The following is a 15,633-nucleotide window of genomic DNA, read 5'->3' as shown; positions in this document are numbered from 1 at the left end:
GACAATTTTTACACTGCGCTCCTGTTTCCGCAGAGAGCGATATTAGTGATCATATAGCGTGAAGTCTGAATCAAACCACAAGACATAAAAAACGTCTCGTTGCCTATATCCAACCATTGGCTTTAAGCCGTGATATCTAAAGACTAGGTAAGTTTCCATATCGTCAGTTATGAACTTTGGAATAGGGGCTTTAATTGCATTCTTAGCAATTTTTTCAGTACCCAACCCATGCCTGTCGGCACGTTTAATATCATTCCAAGTTAAGTTCTTTCTGCGAAAAATAGCATCGGCAAACATCGCCTTATTTTCTTGATCAAGCTCAGAGAGACAATATTTTCCTGGCTGAAGCTTCTCTAGAGAGAAGATCGGCGGCTTCTGATCGTAATTAGAGGGTTCCACAGATTTAACCAAGCTTCCTTGCTTGGTTTTTTGCTTTTTTATTCTGCCCATTAATTGATGCGTGTTTTGAAGTACTCGGTTATGACTTTTTTAGGTATAACACCTGCGTCAGCTTCATGATCAAGCCACGGAGACTCTTCATGAGTCATGTTTCGTAACTTCCATGCCGAGTATTGGCCAAAAACTTCAAAAACTTCTTCAATAAGCTCAAGCTCATCCTTTTCCAAAGAGCTTGCGTCAAAGTCATTTACTGGGGGTATATGATTGCTACCGCACTGCTTGTACTGATGGTATAAATCGGGAACCACCGGACCATGAGTCCAAGCTGAAATATCTTCATTAAACAGAGGCTTATCAAATATTGCGCTATAAAAGCCTTGGGCATAATAGACCAGCTTTTGCAGTTTCAAATTTGAGATTCCATCCCCTTCATTGGTGCCATCCAAGTAAAGGAAGTACTGAGCAACATCTTGTAAATTTGCCATAAAGTCCTCCTATATACTGTTATAGCTTAACAACGGTGAAGCAATCTAGCACCAAAACTAGTATAAATCCACATAATACTGTATATGCAGACAGCCAAATCACAAGCAAACTCCTATTGCTCGTACCTACAGAGTAGGCTTGGACCTTCCATACACTTCATTCAAATGAAACATTAAACCACAGCCTCCGCGCTAACGGAGGCTCTGACTAGCCACTAGCAGTCGCGAAGCGACGTTCTAACCACTAGCCACTTAAAAAAGCTTTACCTCGCCGGCATTGCGTCATCGACATAATACCGGGCTTTCATCGCTTCTATCTGCTTCAGCGTAAGGCCGTCGTTGGTTTTGAAGGTCAGGGTGAAACGCTGGCCCGGGCGGACGATGCCGGGCTGATGGGCAACATAGCGGTGGATTTTGCCCGTGCTGTCCTGAGCGAGAAAGCCCATGATGACCCCTTTCAGCGGCAGGTTGCCGGAATAGCGCCAGCGGGTGGTCCAGCTTTTATCCGTCGCACGGCGCTGCTGTTCCAGTTTCATATAGCTTTCCACCGCTTTGACAAACTGGGCATACTGAGACTGCCTCACAGCCTCCCGCTTCGCCTGTTGATGATCCACATACGCGCCCAGGGCGGTGGACAGAATCGCGGTAACACCGCCGCCTTCGCCAGCCAGTTCCTGATCGCGATTCTGGTGTTTCTGCCACAGGCTGTTGTTGTCGCGCAGTTGTGCCGCGTTGGGGTTTATTCTGCCGGGCTGGTAGTACTGTTTCACCCGGTCGGCCAGGGCCCGGGTTTCGGCAGCGCGCTCAGCATTCACCGGGTGGTCATGGGCAAACAGGCTGCGGGCGTTTCCCTGCTGCTGATACTGTCGTTGCCAGATGCCGGTGGCAGCATAGGGGTCAAAACCGGCCAGTGCCGCATAAAGCACACCGATACGGTCCGCTTCCCGTTCCAGCTCGTGCGTATAGGCAGCCTGATATCCCTGCTTTCGGGCGGCGCTGGATGCCAGGGTGCTGATCTGCTGCGTCGTTTGCCGTTCACCGGCGTGGTTGGCGACGGTATGCGCGATCTCATGGCCAACAACCGCTGCCACTTCATCATCATTAAGCTGCTGCATCAGTCCACGGTGAACCACAATATAGGTTCCCCCGGTGGTGAAAGCATTAAATGAATCCCGATCGATCAGTATCGGCTGCCAGCGCTCCTGACTCAGATGACTCACCTGATGGATGCGGTCAAAAATACGCACCAGTCGCTGATACTGCCGGCTGTCCAGCGCCGCGTTTATCCTGCGCCCCGCCTTTTTTTCATCGGCCAGCAACTGTTCAACCGCTGCATTCCCCTGACGTATCTGTGCACTGCGGTCCGCCGTACTGAGGGTTCGCTGTCCGGTAACCCGGTCGGTTTCCGTGATCGATTCAGCGACATCGTAGAGGCCTTTATCGATATTTTGCAGGGTCTGACAACCACTCAGCAGAGCCACACAGACTGCAATCAGCAGTTGGGCCAGGTGTTGATTTATTTTCATCCGCTCACCTTTGTTTCATCCATTCTCAATAGCGATATTCTATAACATTATTAAAAAAATTCTTCTTATAACCACCAAAGATCAATACATTCCATTATTGTATTTGTGATAGCCTTGCAATTCAGCTAATATCGCGCACTTGCGGATTTGCTAATATTCATTCAAGCAGAGTAACGTGAACTCATAATGAACATTGCAGTATACCCGGGTACTTTTGACCCTATAACGAATGGCCACGCTGATCTGGTTGAACGCGCTTCAAAGCTGTTCGATAAGGTCGTTGTTGCCATAGCATCCAGCCCCAATAAAGAACCCTTGCTGCGGCTGGAAGAACGGGTCAGACTGGTAGAAACGGTAACATCGCATCTGGATAATATCGAAGTTGTTGGCTTTGATTGTTTGCTGGCGGAGCTGGTTAAACGGCATCAGGCTAATATTATCCTGCGTGGCTTGCGTGCTGTGTCTGACTTTGAGTATGAGTTTCAGCTCGCCAACATGAACCGCAAGCTGGCACCGAAGACTGAGAGCATCTTTCTGACGCCAGCAGAACATCTGTCCTTTATTTCATCGACTCTGATACGTGAAATTGCGAGTCTGGGCGGTGATGTAGAACAATTTGTGCATCCTTCAGTCAATCAGGTACTGAAAGATCATTTCAGACGCTAATTTTTAGTAATTGTAATTACGAGTCAGTGAGGTAGCCACAATGGCATTAATTATCACAGATGAATGCATTAACTGTGACGTATGTGAGCCGGAATGCCCTAACGAGGCGATTGCTCCCGGTGATGAGATCTATGAGATCAACCCTTCAAAATGCACAGAGTGTGTTGGTCATTATGACACGCCTCAGTGTGTTGAAGTGTGTCCGGTAGACTGTATCCCTAAGGATCCGGACCATGTTGAGAGTGAAGAGCAGCTGATGGAGAAATACCAGAAGCTGACCGGTAAGTAAGCGCTTACATAGTTCAGAAAAGCAGGCCCTGGCCTGCTTTTTTATTGCCTGAATCTACTGCGTCAGTTGCAGTTTATCCAGACCATAGCGGTTATCCAGTAACCGGCCTATTGCCGTGCCCCCCGCGGCCAGATGGAAGGCATACTGCATATGCAGACAGCGCACTTTCTCCCAGTGGCGAATTCCGCCGATGCCGTAATGGTCGAACAGATCGCTGAATCCCAGTGTGGCTATACGTTGCCGGTCCTCCTCTGCCATCAGCTGCCAGCGCAGATCCACATAGCGCTGCTGATCGGCCAGATGCGCACAGCGCAGCTCATCATCGGTTTCGATCTGCTGTTCGATCCGCTTCACCTCGCCACCGGTTTCAATCTCAGCAATCGCCTGATAGAGATCTTTCGAGCTCAACCAGTACAGTGTGGGAAAAGGCTGATCATCCACCAGAGAGCGCATCTGTAATACTGCGGGGATTCCCTGTTGGTTTTGCCAGGCGATCGCCACCAGCCCACGGGGTTTACGCCCCAACTGCCGTTCGATCAGCTCAAGTTGTTGTTCAGATACGGCCATTGATGCTCCTGGTCCAGGTTCTGCTCAGAATGTTATAAGCGTTCAGCAAGGGTAACCACCTCTTCACCGGCCACCGGCACCCTGGCGGGCATGATCAGGGTGCAGTTATCGAATGGCGCGGCAATCAGTTCCTGATCATCGGTCGCGATCAGTTCGCCTTTACTGTATTGCTCGAAACCTTTAACAGGCTCAGCAAAGCGAAACTGGTCACTGTTTGCTTGCAACACCCGGTCAATACGGTAATGCCCTGCGCTGCTATCGGGCTGATATCCCCAGTCCGGCAACTGAACGGATCCGTCCAGCATGCCATGCAGGGCGATGAAACGCAGGGTTATCGCCAGTGCCTGCTGACTGGTTGATCTGGCAAAGTGCTGACCACACTCCGCCACCAGCGATACGCCACCCGAGCTATGACGCTCATGTTCTGAGATCAGAATCCCGGCATGATAGCTGCCCAGATCATAGAGCAGATGCGGAAAAGGAAAATCAAGCCGGTCGGCAAAGCTGCGGTTGCAGCCTTTTTGTGGATAGATCAGCATCGGCGCGACAGCAAAGGTGGTGGAGTGCAGATCCAGCAGGCTGTCGGCATTTTCCACAAAAGGTAGTAGCGCAACCGCACGACGGGCTTCATGACTATCGGGACAGGTCAGCCGGGCAGGCAGCCAGACCCGGTTCATATCCTCATCGAGACAGCGGCTGGCAAACGGACGCTGAGGATCGAATGTTTTGTAAGCGTCAACATTGGCAAAAATCAGCGTCAGCGCCCCTCTGAGGGGCCGGATACCGTTTTCCAGCAGCCACAGCAGGGCATTGGCACCACAGATCTCATTACCATGGGTGAGCGCCTGAATCACCAGTTCCGGCCCTGGCTGCCCGGAATCCAGTCGGTGTACGTAATCAACGCCGCAGTTACCCTGTTGCCAGGGACTCAGATCCCGGGGTAACAACTCAACAGGCGCATCTGATGCCGCGATCGAGAACCGGCAAGGTGGAACAGACATATAGAACTCTTTCAATAAAGTGTTAACGGGGTTTGTCAGTCAATATCGGGGGAACCGGGGTTATACTGCCGCGTATTGCTCATCACGCCCCAGCCAGCGCTGAATAATGGCATCGCTGAGTTGCGGGTCAGCGGCAAGCTGACCGGCAACCTGTTTCACCCGGGTCAGCAGATCCGCATCCCGCTGCAGGTCGGCAACCTTAAACGACATCATACCGGTCTGACGGGTGCCCAGCACCTCGCCCGGGCCTCTCAGCTCGAGGTCTTTTTCGGCAATCCGGAAACCATCGGTGGTTTCGCGCATCACCGCCAGCCGTTCACGCCCCTGTTGCGACAAAGGAGCATGATACATCAGCAGACAAAAACTCTCGACCGATCCCCGCCCCACACGTCCCCGCAACTGATGCAACTGCGCCAGCCCCAGCCGTTCCGGGTTTTCAATAATCATCACCGAGGCGTTGGGCACATCCACCCCCACCTCAATTACCGTTGTCGCCACCAGCAGATCCAGCTCAGCCGCTTTATAACTGGCCATAATTCCGGCTTTTTCAGCAGGTTTCATGCGCCCGTGAATCAGACCTATACGCAGCTCCGGCAACGCCTCGCGCAGCTCCTCTGCGGTCACCTCAGCCGCCTGACACTGCAACGCTTCAGACTCTTCAATCAGGGTGCAGACCCAGTAAACCTGCCGCCCCTGACCACAGGCATCGCTAACCCTTTGCACCACTTCGGGACGGCGCTGATCAGAGATCACTACCGTGCTGACCGGCGTGCGTCCCGGCGGCAGTTCGTCGATGACAGAGCAGTCCAGATCAGCATACGCACTCATAGTCAGGGTACGGGGGATCGGCGTAGCGGTCATAATCAACTGATGGGGAGCACGATGATCGGTGCGCCCCTTCTCCCGCAATGCCAGTCGCTGATGCACTCCGAAGCGATGCTGCTCGTCAACCACCACCAGACCGAGGTTGGCAAACCTGACCTCATCCTGAAACAGCGCATGGGTACCCACCACCACCTGTGCCGAACCATCCTCGATGACCTCCAGCTGAGCCTGACGTTTTTTACCTTTCAGTTTACCCGCCAGCCAGGCAACGTTAAGCCCTAGCGGCTCCAGCCAGCTGCTGAAGCTGATAAAGTGCTGCTCCGCCAGAATCTCGGTGGGCGCCATCACCGCCGCCTGATAACCCCCTTCCACCGCCTGCAGTGCGGCCAGGGCTGCGACTACGGTTTTACCGGAACCGACGTCGCCCTGCACCAGCCGCAGCATCGGGTAGGGCTGTGACAGATCGGCGGCGATCTCTTCACTGACCCGTTGCTGAGCGCCGGTCAGCGGGAACGGTAACTGTTGCACAAAGCGCTGGCGGTAGCGGCCATCCGCCACCAGTGTCGGCGCCCCTGACTGGCGTGCACGCTGACGCAGTTTCAGCAGCGACAGGTGGTGCGCCAGCAGTTCCTCAAAGGCCAGCCGACGCTGCGCCGGGTGATAACCGTCAAGCAGCTGCGCCTGATCCGCATCCACCGGCGGACGGTGCAGGTAATTAACCGCATCATTCAGCGGCGGCAGACGCCACTGCTGGCGCAGGTGTTCCGGAATCAGTTCCGTCAGCGAGCCGTTCGCCAGATATTCCAGTGCGCCATCGGTCAGCGTTCTCAGGCGGGCCTGATTGAGCCCTTCGGTAGTGGGATAGATCGGTGTCAGCGACGCTTCAACCGGTGTGATCACGGTGTCATCTACCCGCCGATATTCAGGGTGATAGATCTCCAGACCGCTGGCACCGGTGCGTACCTCGCCGAAGCAGCGGATCCGGGTGCCGGTTTTGAGATTATTTTTCTGTGCCGCCGAAAAATGAAAAAAGCGCAGGGTGATCGTGCCACTGCCATCCTGCAAACGGCACACCAGACTGCGGCGCCGCCCCATCGCGATATCAGCCGCTTTCACCTCACCTTCAATCACTCCCTCGTCACCGGGACGCAGACCTCCGATCGGCATAATCCGGGTACGATCCTGATAACGCAGGGGCAGATGGAACAGCAGATCCTGGAGGGTGTAAATATCCAGTTTTTCCAGCTTCTGCTGCAATGCAGCCCCGACCCCTTTCAGCTCAGTGACCGGGAGTTGCGCGAGGGAACGCTCGTTCATATCAGCTGTGATGATCCGCAACCGGACAGCTGTTAAGCGACTCAATCAGCAGATCGATCGCCTGGGGGCGGGGGAAACTGGCACGCCAGGCAAGCCCCACGGTGCGCACCGGAGGAGGAGCTTTAAACGGCTTGGTAACCACCATGTCTGACTGATAATAACCACCCGTAGCCGATCTGGGGACCACACTGGCGCCCAGGCCTGAGGCGACCATCATGCGGATCGTCTCAAGTGAGCTGCCCTCAGTAATGGTATGCTTATCAGAGGCGTGACTGGAGAGGGTCGGGCAGGCTTCCAGCACCTGATCGCGGAAGCAGTGGCCCTCGCCCAGCAGTAGCAGGTCCTGCTCATGCAGGGTCTGACTATCGATCTGCTCTTTTCCTGCCAGCGGATGGTCCCTGGGCAGCAGCATCATAAAGGGTTCATCGTAGAGCGGCCGGGTAAGGATATCCGGCTCATCGAACGGCAGCGCCACAATGATCGCGTCCAGCTCGCCATTGCGAATCTTGGGGCGCAGATTTTCGGTGAAATTCTCTTCGATGTAGAGCGGCATTTTCGGTGCCCGCTTCTGCAGCTCGGGTACCAACTGGGGAAACAGGTAGGGGCCAATGGTATAGATCGCGCCAACCCGCAGCGGGCTGGCCAGCTGATCTTTACCCTCCTGAGCCAGATCCTTGATCGACTCAGCCTGTTCCAGCACGGTCTGCGCCTGACGCACAACTTTCTGCCCCACCGGGGTGACCCGGACCGCATGTTTACTGCGTTCAAACAGTGCAGTACCCAGCTCATCCTCGAGCTTTTTAACCGCGATACTCAGGGTTGGCTGGCTGACAAAACAGCGCTCGGCAGCGCGGCCGAAATGTTGTTCCTGCGCCAGGGTAACAATGTAACGTAACTCAGTAAGAGTCATGCGGGGCTTTCCTTTGTTATGATACCGACTCAACCTGAAACAGGATAAGCACTTTGAAGCATAAGTTAAACAGGCATCAGGTCCTGATTGCCGGCTGCGGTGATGTGGGCAGCCAGTTGGGGCTGAACCTGATAACCGCAGGGTGTCAGGTATTTGGCCTGCGACGTAATATAAACCAGCTGCCCCCGGGTATCCAAGGAATTGCGGCTGACCTGGGTCAGCCTGACACGCTTATTAACCTGCCGCAACAGCTGGACACGGTTTTCTATGTGGTGGCCGCCGGAGCGCGGGATGAATCGGTCTACCGCCAGGCATACAGCACCGGTCTGCGCAACCTGCTTGAGGCGTTACAGCAGCAGGGCATCCATCCCCGCCAGCTGTTTTTTATCTCCAGTACTGCGGTCTACCATCAGCAGAATGATGAATGGGTGGATGAGAACAGCGCCACCGAACCGGATAATTTCTCCGGCAGAATTATGCTGGAAGCAGAACAGGTCGCCCTGAACAGCGGCATTCCCGCATCGGTTGTTCGTTTCAGCGGCATCTATGGTCCCGGCCGCAACTACATGCTGAGTCAGGTCAGCCGTGGTATCGGTTACCCCGCAGAGCCCCCGCGCTACAGCAACCGGATCCACCGGGACGATTGCGTCGGGGTGCTGCAACACCTCTGGCAGCTATCCCGGCAACAACCGCTCAGGCCGGTCTATCTGGCCAGCGATAACCGGCCGGCACCACTACATGAGGTCAGTGACTGGCTGGCGCAACAACTGGGGGTTACTATCACCGAGAGGTCAGCACGCCGTACTATTGGCAGTAAACGCTGCCGCAATACCCTGTTGCAACAGAGTGGCTACCGCTTCAGATACCCCGACTACCGGGCCGGTTATCCACAACTGATCGCGGATTTTCTGAACTGACCCGCTGCACCGGCCTTCAGGTTACTTCAGATCGATATGGGGGTCCCGCAGCTGCGGGTCGAGGTCGGCAGGCGTATCGCTGTGGTGATAGTACTGGTAGCGGTTAAAGCGATACTCCATAAAGCGGAACAGCGCAATAATCAGCGCACTGATCGCCAGATAGACCACCCCGGCAGCGAGAAACATCTCCAGCGGAGTATAGGTGCGGGCGATAATCGTGCGTGCCATGCCGGTCAGATCAAGCAGGGTGATGGTGCTGGCCAGGGCACTGCCCTTGAGCATCAGAATCACCTCATTGCCATAGGCTGGCAGCGCGATACCAAAGGCCCTGGGCAGGATGATCCGTCGGATCTGGATCGTTTTACTCATCCCCATCGCTTCTGCGGCTTCTATCTCGCCGGTAGGGATCGCCTGAATAGCGCTGCGAAACAGCTCGGCACTGTAGGCAGCCGTGTTCAGGCTGAAGGCGATAATGGCACACCAGTAGGGTTGCCTGAGCATCGGCCAGAAAACCGACTCACGCACCGCTTCAAACTGCGAGGCACCGTAATACACCAGAAAGATCTGCACCAGCAGTGGTGTACCACGGAAAAAATAGATATAGGCAAACGGCAGCGCCTTAACCCAGGGACGCGTTGATGCCCGCATTAATGACAGCGGTATCGCCAAAGCAATACCGATCAGGCCGGAGATCAGCACCAGCTCCATCGTCAGCCAGGCACCCTCCAGCAAGCGGGGAAAATATTTCCAGATAACATCCCATTCCCAGGTCATCCGCGGTTCCCCCTGGCTGCCGGATTAGCAAGCCGCTCCATAAACATGGTAAATCCGGTGGTGGCGGCCGTCAGTAACAGATAGATAAACGCGGCGACCATAAAGAAGGTAAACGGTTCCTTGGTGGAGCTGATAGCTACCTGAGACTGGCGCATGATATCGTTCAGACCCACCACTGACACCAGCGCGGTATCCTTGAGCAGCACCTGAAACAGATTGCCCAGTCCGGGGATCGCCAGACGCCAGACCTGCGGCAGGATAATCCGGAAAAAGGTCCGAGGGGTACTCATGCCACAGGCTAAACCCGATTCCCACTGGCCTTTGGGAATCTCCATCATCGCCATCCGGAACACCTCGGTGGCATAGGCACCAAAGGCGATCGACAGCGCTGCAACCCCGGCCACAAATGGCCCTATCTCGATATATTCGGTATAACCAAAGCCACCCGCGATCCACATCAACAGCTGGGAGCCACCAAAATAGATCGTTAATACCAGCAATAGCTCCGGCAGTCCCCGCACCAGCGTGGTATAACCGGTGGCCAGCCAACGGGCAATACGGTTTTTAGACAGCTTAGCCGCCGCCCCCGTCAAACCCAGCACCAGCCCTACCAGTAAGCTGGACAGCGCCAGCTGGATGGTGATCCAGGTACCGGAGAGCAGCAGATGGCCAAAGCCTTGCAAGTCCATGAAGTTCGCCTAAAAAACGGGCCGGTCAGCGCCGGCCCCGGTTACAGAAACAGTTGCCTGACAGGCCATTAATAGATCGAAAACGGGAAGTACTTCTCGTTGATCTTGGCGTAGGTACCGTCGGCAACAATCGCCTTAATCGCGGCGCTGAACTTGTCTTTCAGTGGGTCACCCTTGCGCACGGCGATACCGATCTCATCATTGATATCGATATCATCCCCGTTGAAGGCAAAACCTTTACCATCATCGGAACGCAACCAGTCATAGGCGGGGAACTTATCTGACAGCAGGGCATCCAGACGTCCGGTGGACAGGTCCAGATAGGCGTTGTCCTGGGTGTCATAGAGCTTCACATTAACCACATCACCGAGATTATCTTCCAGATACTGGCCGGCAATGGTGGCCCGCTGAGCCCCTACCGTTTTACCTTTAAGGCCCTCTTTAGTGACCTCGAGATCACTCCCCTGCGGAGTCACAAACGCCAGAACATTGGAGTAGTACTTCTCAGAAAAATCGACCACCCGCATACGTTCCTCGGTAATCGACATCGATGCAATAATCGCATCATATTTACGTGCCCGCAGACCCGGAATAATGCCGTCCCAGTCCTGCGCAACAATCTCGCAGTCAGCCTGCATCTGTGCACAGAGCGCTTTGGCAATGTCGACATCAAAGCCGATCAGCTCACCATTGGAATCCACCATATTAAACGGTGAGTATGCCCCCTCTGTGGCGATACGGATCTTATCACCGGCAGTTGCCAGCTGAGCGGTCAGCAGGCTGGCGGCAATCAGAGCGGCTGTGGCAAACGCTTTAGGTATATTCATTATCTATTTCCCTTCACTCATTGCATTAATTCAGCAAAAACTTACGTTGTTTACACCAGTCTTCGAGCAAAAGCTTAGCTGTGACTGGCTATAAATTCCTGTACCCGCTTTGATTTCGGGTGGTTAAACACCTGATCCGGCGGGCCCATCTCTTCGATCTGTCCCTGGTGCAGAAAGATCACCTGACTGGATACATCTTTGGCAAAACGCATCTCATGGGTCACGATCAGCATGGTACGCCCCTCTTCTGCCAGCTCTTTCATCACCGCTAACACCTCGTTTACCAGCTCCGGGTCCAGCGCAGAAGTTGGCTCATCGAACAGCAGAACCTGTGGGTCCATCGCCAGCGTCCGGGCAATCGCCACCCGCTGCTTCTGACCGCCGGAGAGATTGTCCGGGTAGGCATTACGCTTATCCGCCAGACCAACCTTCTCAAGCAACTGCTCTGCCCGGGTGATCGCCTCGGCCTTAGGTTGTTTCAGCACCTGAACCGGCGCTTCGATGATATTTTCCAGAATGGTTTTATGGGGCCAGAGATTAAAGTTCTGAAACACAAATCCGATGCGCGAACGCAGTCGTTCCAGCTGTTTGCGGTTTGCAGCAACCAGGTTGCCATCTTTTGCGGGTTTCAGTGCGAGGCTTTCATCGCCCACGGTAATCTCACCCTGACTGGGGTTTTCCAGCAGATTAATACAGCGAAGCAGGGTACTTTTTCCCGAGCCACTGGAGCCCAGTATTGAGATAACATCACCATCATAAGCGGTCAGGGAGACCCCCTTCAGCACCGCAAGGTCGCCGTAGGATTTATGGATATCTTTCAGCACCAGGGCTGTTGGGGCATTCGCCATGATCAGGCTTCCGTCTGGTTCTTATTGTTCCGTGGGTAACGGTTAATAACGTGAAGGATAGCACTCAACGGGTCAATGGATTGACTGGAGTGTCAGCAGGATCCACTGCCGCTATCACGCATGTTTCCTATCAGAAACTTAATTGAATCAGTCAATTGTCCACAAAAAAGACACGGAAGCAAACAAAAATAGAACGAGAAACAACAGAGCCCCGTTACCGGAGGCTCTGCAGGTAAGCAAAGATGAGAGACTGAGAGGTAAAAAAACAGTAAAGAAATAGCGCCGCTGAAGAGTGCCTGTCAGCTGCCAAACTGACCCAGCAGGGTTTCCTGAGCGCTGACCAGTTCTTCCCCCTCCTCGGGCTTATTGAGCGTATAGCTACCATCGGAGTGCAACATCCAGCTGCGGCTGTTGTCCGCCAGATAGAGATCCAGGTCCGACTTAACCCGCTCCGCCAGTTTTCCGGTCAGCGGAAAGCCAGTTTCAACCCGGTTAAGCATATTGCGCTCCATCCAGTCGGCACTGGAGCAGAGCACATCAGGCTTACCTTTATTGCCAAAGTAGTAAACCCGGGTATGTTCCAGGAAGCGACCGATGATAGAGCGTACGGAGATATTCTCGGAGATCCCCTCAATTCCGGGACGCAGCCGGCACATACCGCGCACAATCAGCTCAATCTTCACCCCTTTCTGCGAGGCCTGATAAAGCGCCCGGATCAACTGGGGTTCGGTGAGGCCATTGATTTTGACGATGATATGCCCATGCTTACCATGTTTGGCTTCCCGCTCAATCATCTCAATCATGCGTGAGTGCAGGGTGAACGGCGCATTGTGCAGCTTTTTCAGCCGCAGAATCTTGCCCATACCGGTAAGCTGCTGGAAGATCTTGTGCACATCCTCGCCAACATCCGCATCACTGGTCATATAGCTGTAATCGGTATAAAGACGCGCCGTCCCGGAGTGGTAGTTGCCGGTGCCCAGATGCGCGTACCGTACCAGCTTGCCCTCTTCGCGACGCACCACCAGCATCATCTTGGCGTGGGTTTTGAAGTCCACCACACCATAGACCACCAGTGCCCCGGCTTCCTGCAGACGGCTGGCCAGCTGCAGGTTGGACTCTTCATCGAAACGGGCCCGCAGTTCGATAACCACCGTCACCTCTTTACCACTGCGGGCGGCATCGACCAGTGCATCGACAATATCGGAGTTCACACCGGTGCGATAAAGTGTCTGCTTAATTGCCAGCACCTTGGGATCTTTAGCCGCCTGACGCAGCAGATCAACCACCGGAGAGAATGACTCGAACGGATGATGCAGCAACTGATCTTTCTGCCGCAGCACATCAAAGATATTCTTCTGCTTATATCTGCCAGACATTCCAGGGGTAAAGGGCTTCCAGCACAGATGCTTGCAATCAACCAGATCGCGTAGCGCCATCATCCGGGTCAGGTTAACCGGGCCATCAACCCGGTAGGTGTGCGCTTCATCCAGACTGAACTCCCGCAACAGAAAACGGATCAGGTTTTCAGGGGTCCGCTTATCCACCTCCAGACGCACGGCAGCACCATATTTACGGGAGTGTAGTTCGCCCCGTAACGTGCGGGCCAGATCCTCCACCTCCTCAGAATCAAAGGTGAGGTCGGCATTACGGGTAATACGGAACTGATAACAGCCCTCCACTTTCATCCCCGGGAACATCTCATCGGCAAACTCATGGATGATCGAGGAGAGGAAGATGAGGTTATCACCGCCATCACAGAGGTTATCCGGCAGACGGATCAGACGCGGCAGAGAGCGCGGCGCAGGGATAATCGCCAGGCCGCTCTCCCGGCCAAATGCATCCTTACCATCCAGCTCAACAATAAAGTTGAGGCTCTTGTTAACCAGACGGGGGAAAGGGTGAGACGGGTCGAGACCGATAGGGCTGACCACCGGCTGAACTTTCTCTTCAAAAAACACCCGGATCCACTCTTTCTGCTCATTGGTCCAGTCACGACGGCGCTGAAAGTGAATATTTTCATTTTCCAGCTGCGGAAAGATCGTCTCATTGAGTATCTTGTACTGTCGCTCCACCTGCGCATTACAGATCTCACCGATCCGGTTCATCACCACCTGTGGGTGCAACGCATCGGGGCCGACCGATTCCCGCCCATACTTTAACTGCGCCATCAGTTCGGCGACCCGAATCTCGAAGAACTCGTCCAGGTTACTGGAAAAGATCAGCAGGAACATCAGTCGTTCCATCAACGGATGGCTTTCGTCCAGCGCCTGCTCCAGCACCCGGATATTAAACTGCAGATGACTCAGTTCACGGTTGATATACAGTTCGGGGGCTTTCAGGTCCAGCGGCAGCTCTTCAACCGGCTCGGTCACCGCAATCGCTTCACGGCTCTCAACCAGGGCGATTGAGGCTTCACTGGAGAGATCTCGCTGCTCCGTCGCCTGTTCAGCAGCCCCCTCTATGACTTCCAATACGGCCTGATCAGTGGCTGCGTCATCTGCCTGCTTGTTTATCTGCTCTGTCATTCCTGCCCCCATCAACCACTATTAATACTTATCCCTGCAGCTGCCTGATATCACTCATTCAGTAACTGCGCTGCCCGCTTGGCAAAATAGGTCAGAATGCCATCACAGCCGGCCCGTTTAATACAGGTCAGCGATTCCATCATGACACTGCGTTCATCCAGCCAGCCGTTCTGGAATGCAGCCATGTGCATGGCATATTCACCACTCACCTGATAAACGAAGGTGGGCACTTTCAATTCATGCTTCACCCGACGGACAATATCCAGATAAGGCATACCCGGTTTGACCATCACCATATCGGCGCCCTCAGCCAGATCCAGCGCCACCTCGTGCAGCGCCTCATCACTGTTAGCAGGGTCCATCTGGTAGTTAAATTTATTCCCTTTACCCAGATTACCCGCCGAACCGACCGCATCCCGGAATGGCCCATAGTAAGCACTTGCATACTTGGCAGAATAGGCCATTATGCGAGTATTTACATAAGAGTTCATTTCCAGCTCTTCACGGATAGAGCCGATACGGCCGTCCATCATATCGCTGGGTGCCACAATATCTGCACCCGCCTGCGCATGGGACAACGCCTGACGTACCAGCGTATCCACCGTACGGTCATTTAAAACATAGCCACTGGCATCAATAATGCCATCCTGTCCATGAGTGGTGAACGGATCCAGCGCCACATCGGTGATCACACCCAGCTCGGGACAGGCATCTTTGAGTGCCTTAACGGCGCGTTGTGCCAGACCATCGGGATTATAAGCTTCTTCCGCCAGCTCGGTTTTTACATCCAGTGGCGTCACCGGAAACAGGGCGACGGCGGGCACACCCAGCGACACCAGCTCCCGGGCCTCTTTAACCAGCAGATCAATACTCATCCGCTCGACACCCGGCATTGAGGGCACCGCTTCGCGCTGGTTCTCTCCTTCAATAACAAACACCGGGTAGATCAGATCATCAGGCGTCAGCACGTTTTCACGCATCAGACGACGGGAAAAATCATCGGCCCGCATACGACGCATGCGGGTTTCAGGGAAAAAACGCTGACTATTTGTAAATGACACAGAAATC

At 54.1% G+C, this 15,633-nt stretch carries 16 protein-coding genes; 3 read left to right on the top strand and 13 right to left on the bottom strand.

Annotated features, from left to right (window positions below):
- Positions 1 to 42: 42 nt before the first annotated feature.
- From BMY09_RS04620 to BMY09_RS04610, 3 genes are all read right to left on the bottom strand, one after another.
- The gene (locus BMY09_RS04620; RefSeq protein ID WP_091354635.1) at positions 43 to 450 is read right to left on the bottom strand and encodes a hypothetical protein; all 408 of its coding nucleotides are present in this window, start codon (positions 448 to 450) and stop codon (positions 43 to 45) included.
- A complete protein-coding gene (locus BMY09_RS04615; RefSeq protein ID WP_091354632.1) occupies positions 450 to 884 on the bottom strand; it encodes a Panacea domain-containing protein in 435 nt (144 codons plus the stop codon). The genes BMY09_RS04620 and BMY09_RS04615 overlap by 1 nt, the downstream gene beginning before the upstream one ends.
- A gap of 263 nt (positions 885 to 1,147) precedes the next feature.
- Positions 1,148 to 2,410, bottom strand: a complete 1,263-nt coding sequence (locus BMY09_RS04610) for a M48 family metallopeptidase (RefSeq protein WP_091354629.1) — start codon at positions 2,408 to 2,410, stop codon at positions 1,148 to 1,150.
- 186 nt (positions 2,411 to 2,596) lie between these two features.
- Between BMY09_RS04610 and coaD the strand changes: the two genes are divergently transcribed.
- On the top strand, positions 2,597 to 3,076 hold the full coding sequence (gene coaD / locus BMY09_RS04605; protein WP_091354627.1) for a pantetheine-phosphate adenylyltransferase: 480 nt from the start codon (positions 2,597 to 2,599) through the stop codon (positions 3,074 to 3,076).
- A gap of 40 nt (positions 3,077 to 3,116) precedes the next feature.
- Positions 3,117 to 3,365: a YfhL family 4Fe-4S dicluster ferredoxin gene (locus BMY09_RS04600; protein WP_091354625.1), complete on the top strand. Its 249-nt coding sequence runs from the start codon at positions 3,117 to 3,119 to the stop codon at positions 3,363 to 3,365.
- Positions 3,366 to 3,419: 54 nt separating this feature from the next.
- On the opposite strand, the gene BMY09_RS04595 is transcribed toward BMY09_RS04600, so the two are convergent.
- Genes BMY09_RS04595 through BMY09_RS04580 form a run of 4 tightly spaced genes read right to left on the bottom strand, consistent with a single transcriptional unit; the run spans position 3,420 to position 7,985 of the window.
- A complete protein-coding gene (locus tag BMY09_RS04595) occupies positions 3,420 to 3,932 on the bottom strand; it encodes a DUF501 domain-containing protein (RefSeq protein WP_091354622.1) in 513 nt (170 codons plus the stop codon).
- 32 nt (positions 3,933 to 3,964) lie between these two features.
- Positions 3,965 to 4,933, bottom strand: coding sequence for a M14 family metallopeptidase (locus BMY09_RS04590; RefSeq protein WP_091354620.1), 969 nt, complete (start codon positions 4,931 to 4,933; stop codon positions 3,965 to 3,967).
- A gap of 60 nt (positions 4,934 to 4,993) precedes the next feature.
- On the bottom strand, positions 4,994 to 7,075 hold the full coding sequence (recG, locus tag BMY09_RS04585; protein WP_091354616.1) for an ATP-dependent DNA helicase RecG: 2,082 nt from the start codon (positions 7,073 to 7,075) through the stop codon (positions 4,994 to 4,996).
- A gap of 1 nt (position 7,076) precedes the next feature.
- Positions 7,077 to 7,985 carry a hydrogen peroxide-inducible genes activator gene (locus tag BMY09_RS04580; protein ID WP_091354614.1) on the bottom strand — a complete coding sequence of 303 codons (909 nt, stop codon included), beginning with the start codon at positions 7,983 to 7,985 and terminating at the stop codon, positions 7,077 to 7,079.
- A gap of 53 nt (positions 7,986 to 8,038) precedes the next feature.
- Between BMY09_RS04580 and BMY09_RS04575 the strand changes: the two genes are divergently transcribed.
- A complete protein-coding gene (locus BMY09_RS04575) occupies positions 8,039 to 8,902 on the top strand; it encodes an SDR family oxidoreductase (protein ID WP_091354612.1) in 864 nt (287 codons plus the stop codon).
- Between the two features lie 21 nt (positions 8,903 to 8,923).
- On the opposite strand, the gene BMY09_RS04570 is transcribed toward BMY09_RS04575, so the two are convergent.
- The 6 genes from BMY09_RS04570 to hemB form a co-directional block, all read right to left on the bottom strand.
- Positions 8,924 to 9,676, bottom strand: coding sequence for an ABC transporter permease (locus BMY09_RS04570; RefSeq protein WP_091354609.1), 753 nt, complete (start codon positions 9,674 to 9,676; stop codon positions 8,924 to 8,926).
- Complete coding sequence (locus BMY09_RS04565) at positions 9,673 to 10,365, bottom strand: ABC transporter permease (protein WP_091354608.1); 693 nt, start codon at positions 10,363 to 10,365, stop codon at positions 9,673 to 9,675. Before BMY09_RS04565 ends, BMY09_RS04570 begins: the two co-directional genes overlap by 4 nt.
- Before the next feature lie 68 nt (positions 10,366 to 10,433).
- Positions 10,434 to 11,192: an ABC transporter substrate-binding protein gene (locus BMY09_RS04560; protein ID WP_091354605.1), complete on the bottom strand. Its 759-nt coding sequence runs from the start codon at positions 11,190 to 11,192 to the stop codon at positions 10,434 to 10,436.
- Between the two features lie 74 nt (positions 11,193 to 11,266).
- A complete protein-coding gene (locus BMY09_RS04555) occupies positions 11,267 to 12,040 on the bottom strand; it encodes an ABC transporter ATP-binding protein (RefSeq protein WP_091354602.1) in 774 nt (257 codons plus the stop codon).
- A 299-nt stretch (positions 12,041 to 12,339) separates the two neighbouring features.
- Positions 12,340 to 14,565 (bottom strand): polyphosphate kinase 1, encoded by a 2,226-nt coding sequence (gene ppk1, locus BMY09_RS04550; protein ID WP_245756500.1) that lies wholly within the window; start codon positions 14,563 to 14,565, stop codon positions 12,340 to 12,342.
- A gap of 50 nt (positions 14,566 to 14,615) precedes the next feature.
- A complete protein-coding gene (gene hemB, locus BMY09_RS04545; protein WP_091354598.1) occupies positions 14,616 to 15,626 on the bottom strand; it encodes a porphobilinogen synthase in 1,011 nt (336 codons plus the stop codon).
- Positions 15,627 to 15,633: the final 7 nt, after the last annotated feature.

The organism is Amphritea atlantica, assembly GCF_900111095.1.
GTDB lineage: Bacteria > Pseudomonadota > Gammaproteobacteria > Pseudomonadales > Balneatricaceae > Amphritea > Amphritea atlantica.
This window is presented reverse-complemented; position numbering and strand designations above follow the sequence as displayed.

Coding starts and splice junctions, on each gene's coding strand:
- BMY09_RS04620 (WP_091354635.1), bottom strand. CDS start 450: ATGGGCAGAATAAAAAAGCAAAAAACCAAGCAAGGAAGCTTGGTTAAA.
- BMY09_RS04615 (WP_091354632.1), bottom strand. CDS start 884: ATGGCAAATTTACAAGATGTTGCTCAGTACTTCCTTTACTTGGATGGC.
- BMY09_RS04610 (WP_091354629.1), bottom strand. CDS start 2,410: ATGAAAATAAATCAACACCTGGCCCAACTGCTGATTGCAGTCTGTGTG.
- coaD (WP_091354627.1), top strand. CDS start 2,597: ATGAACATTGCAGTATACCCGGGTACTTTTGACCCTATAACGAATGGC.
- BMY09_RS04600 (WP_091354625.1), top strand. CDS start 3,117: ATGGCATTAATTATCACAGATGAATGCATTAACTGTGACGTATGTGAG.
- BMY09_RS04595 (WP_091354622.1), bottom strand. CDS start 3,932: ATGGCCGTATCTGAACAACAACTTGAGCTGATCGAACGGCAGTTGGGG.
- BMY09_RS04590 (WP_091354620.1), bottom strand. CDS start 4,933: ATGTCTGTTCCACCTTGCCGGTTCTCGATCGCGGCATCAGATGCGCCT.
- recG (WP_091354616.1), bottom strand. CDS start 7,075: ATGAACGAGCGTTCCCTCGCGCAACTCCCGGTCACTGAGCTGAAAGGG.
- BMY09_RS04580 (WP_091354614.1), bottom strand. CDS start 7,985: ATGACTCTTACTGAGTTACGTTACATTGTTACCCTGGCGCAGGAACAA.
- BMY09_RS04570 (WP_091354609.1), bottom strand. CDS start 9,676: ATGACCTGGGAATGGGATGTTATCTGGAAATATTTTCCCCGCTTGCTG.
- BMY09_RS04565 (WP_091354608.1), bottom strand. CDS start 10,365: ATGGACTTGCAAGGCTTTGGCCATCTGCTGCTCTCCGGTACCTGGATC.
- BMY09_RS04560 (WP_091354605.1), bottom strand. CDS start 11,192: ATGAATATACCTAAAGCGTTTGCCACAGCCGCTCTGATTGCCGCCAGC.
- BMY09_RS04555 (WP_091354602.1), bottom strand. CDS start 12,040: ATGGCGAATGCCCCAACAGCCCTGGTGCTGAAAGATATCCATAAATCC.
- ppk1 (WP_245756500.1), bottom strand. CDS start 14,565: ATGACAGAGCAGATAAACAAGCAGGCAGATGACGCAGCCACTGATCAG.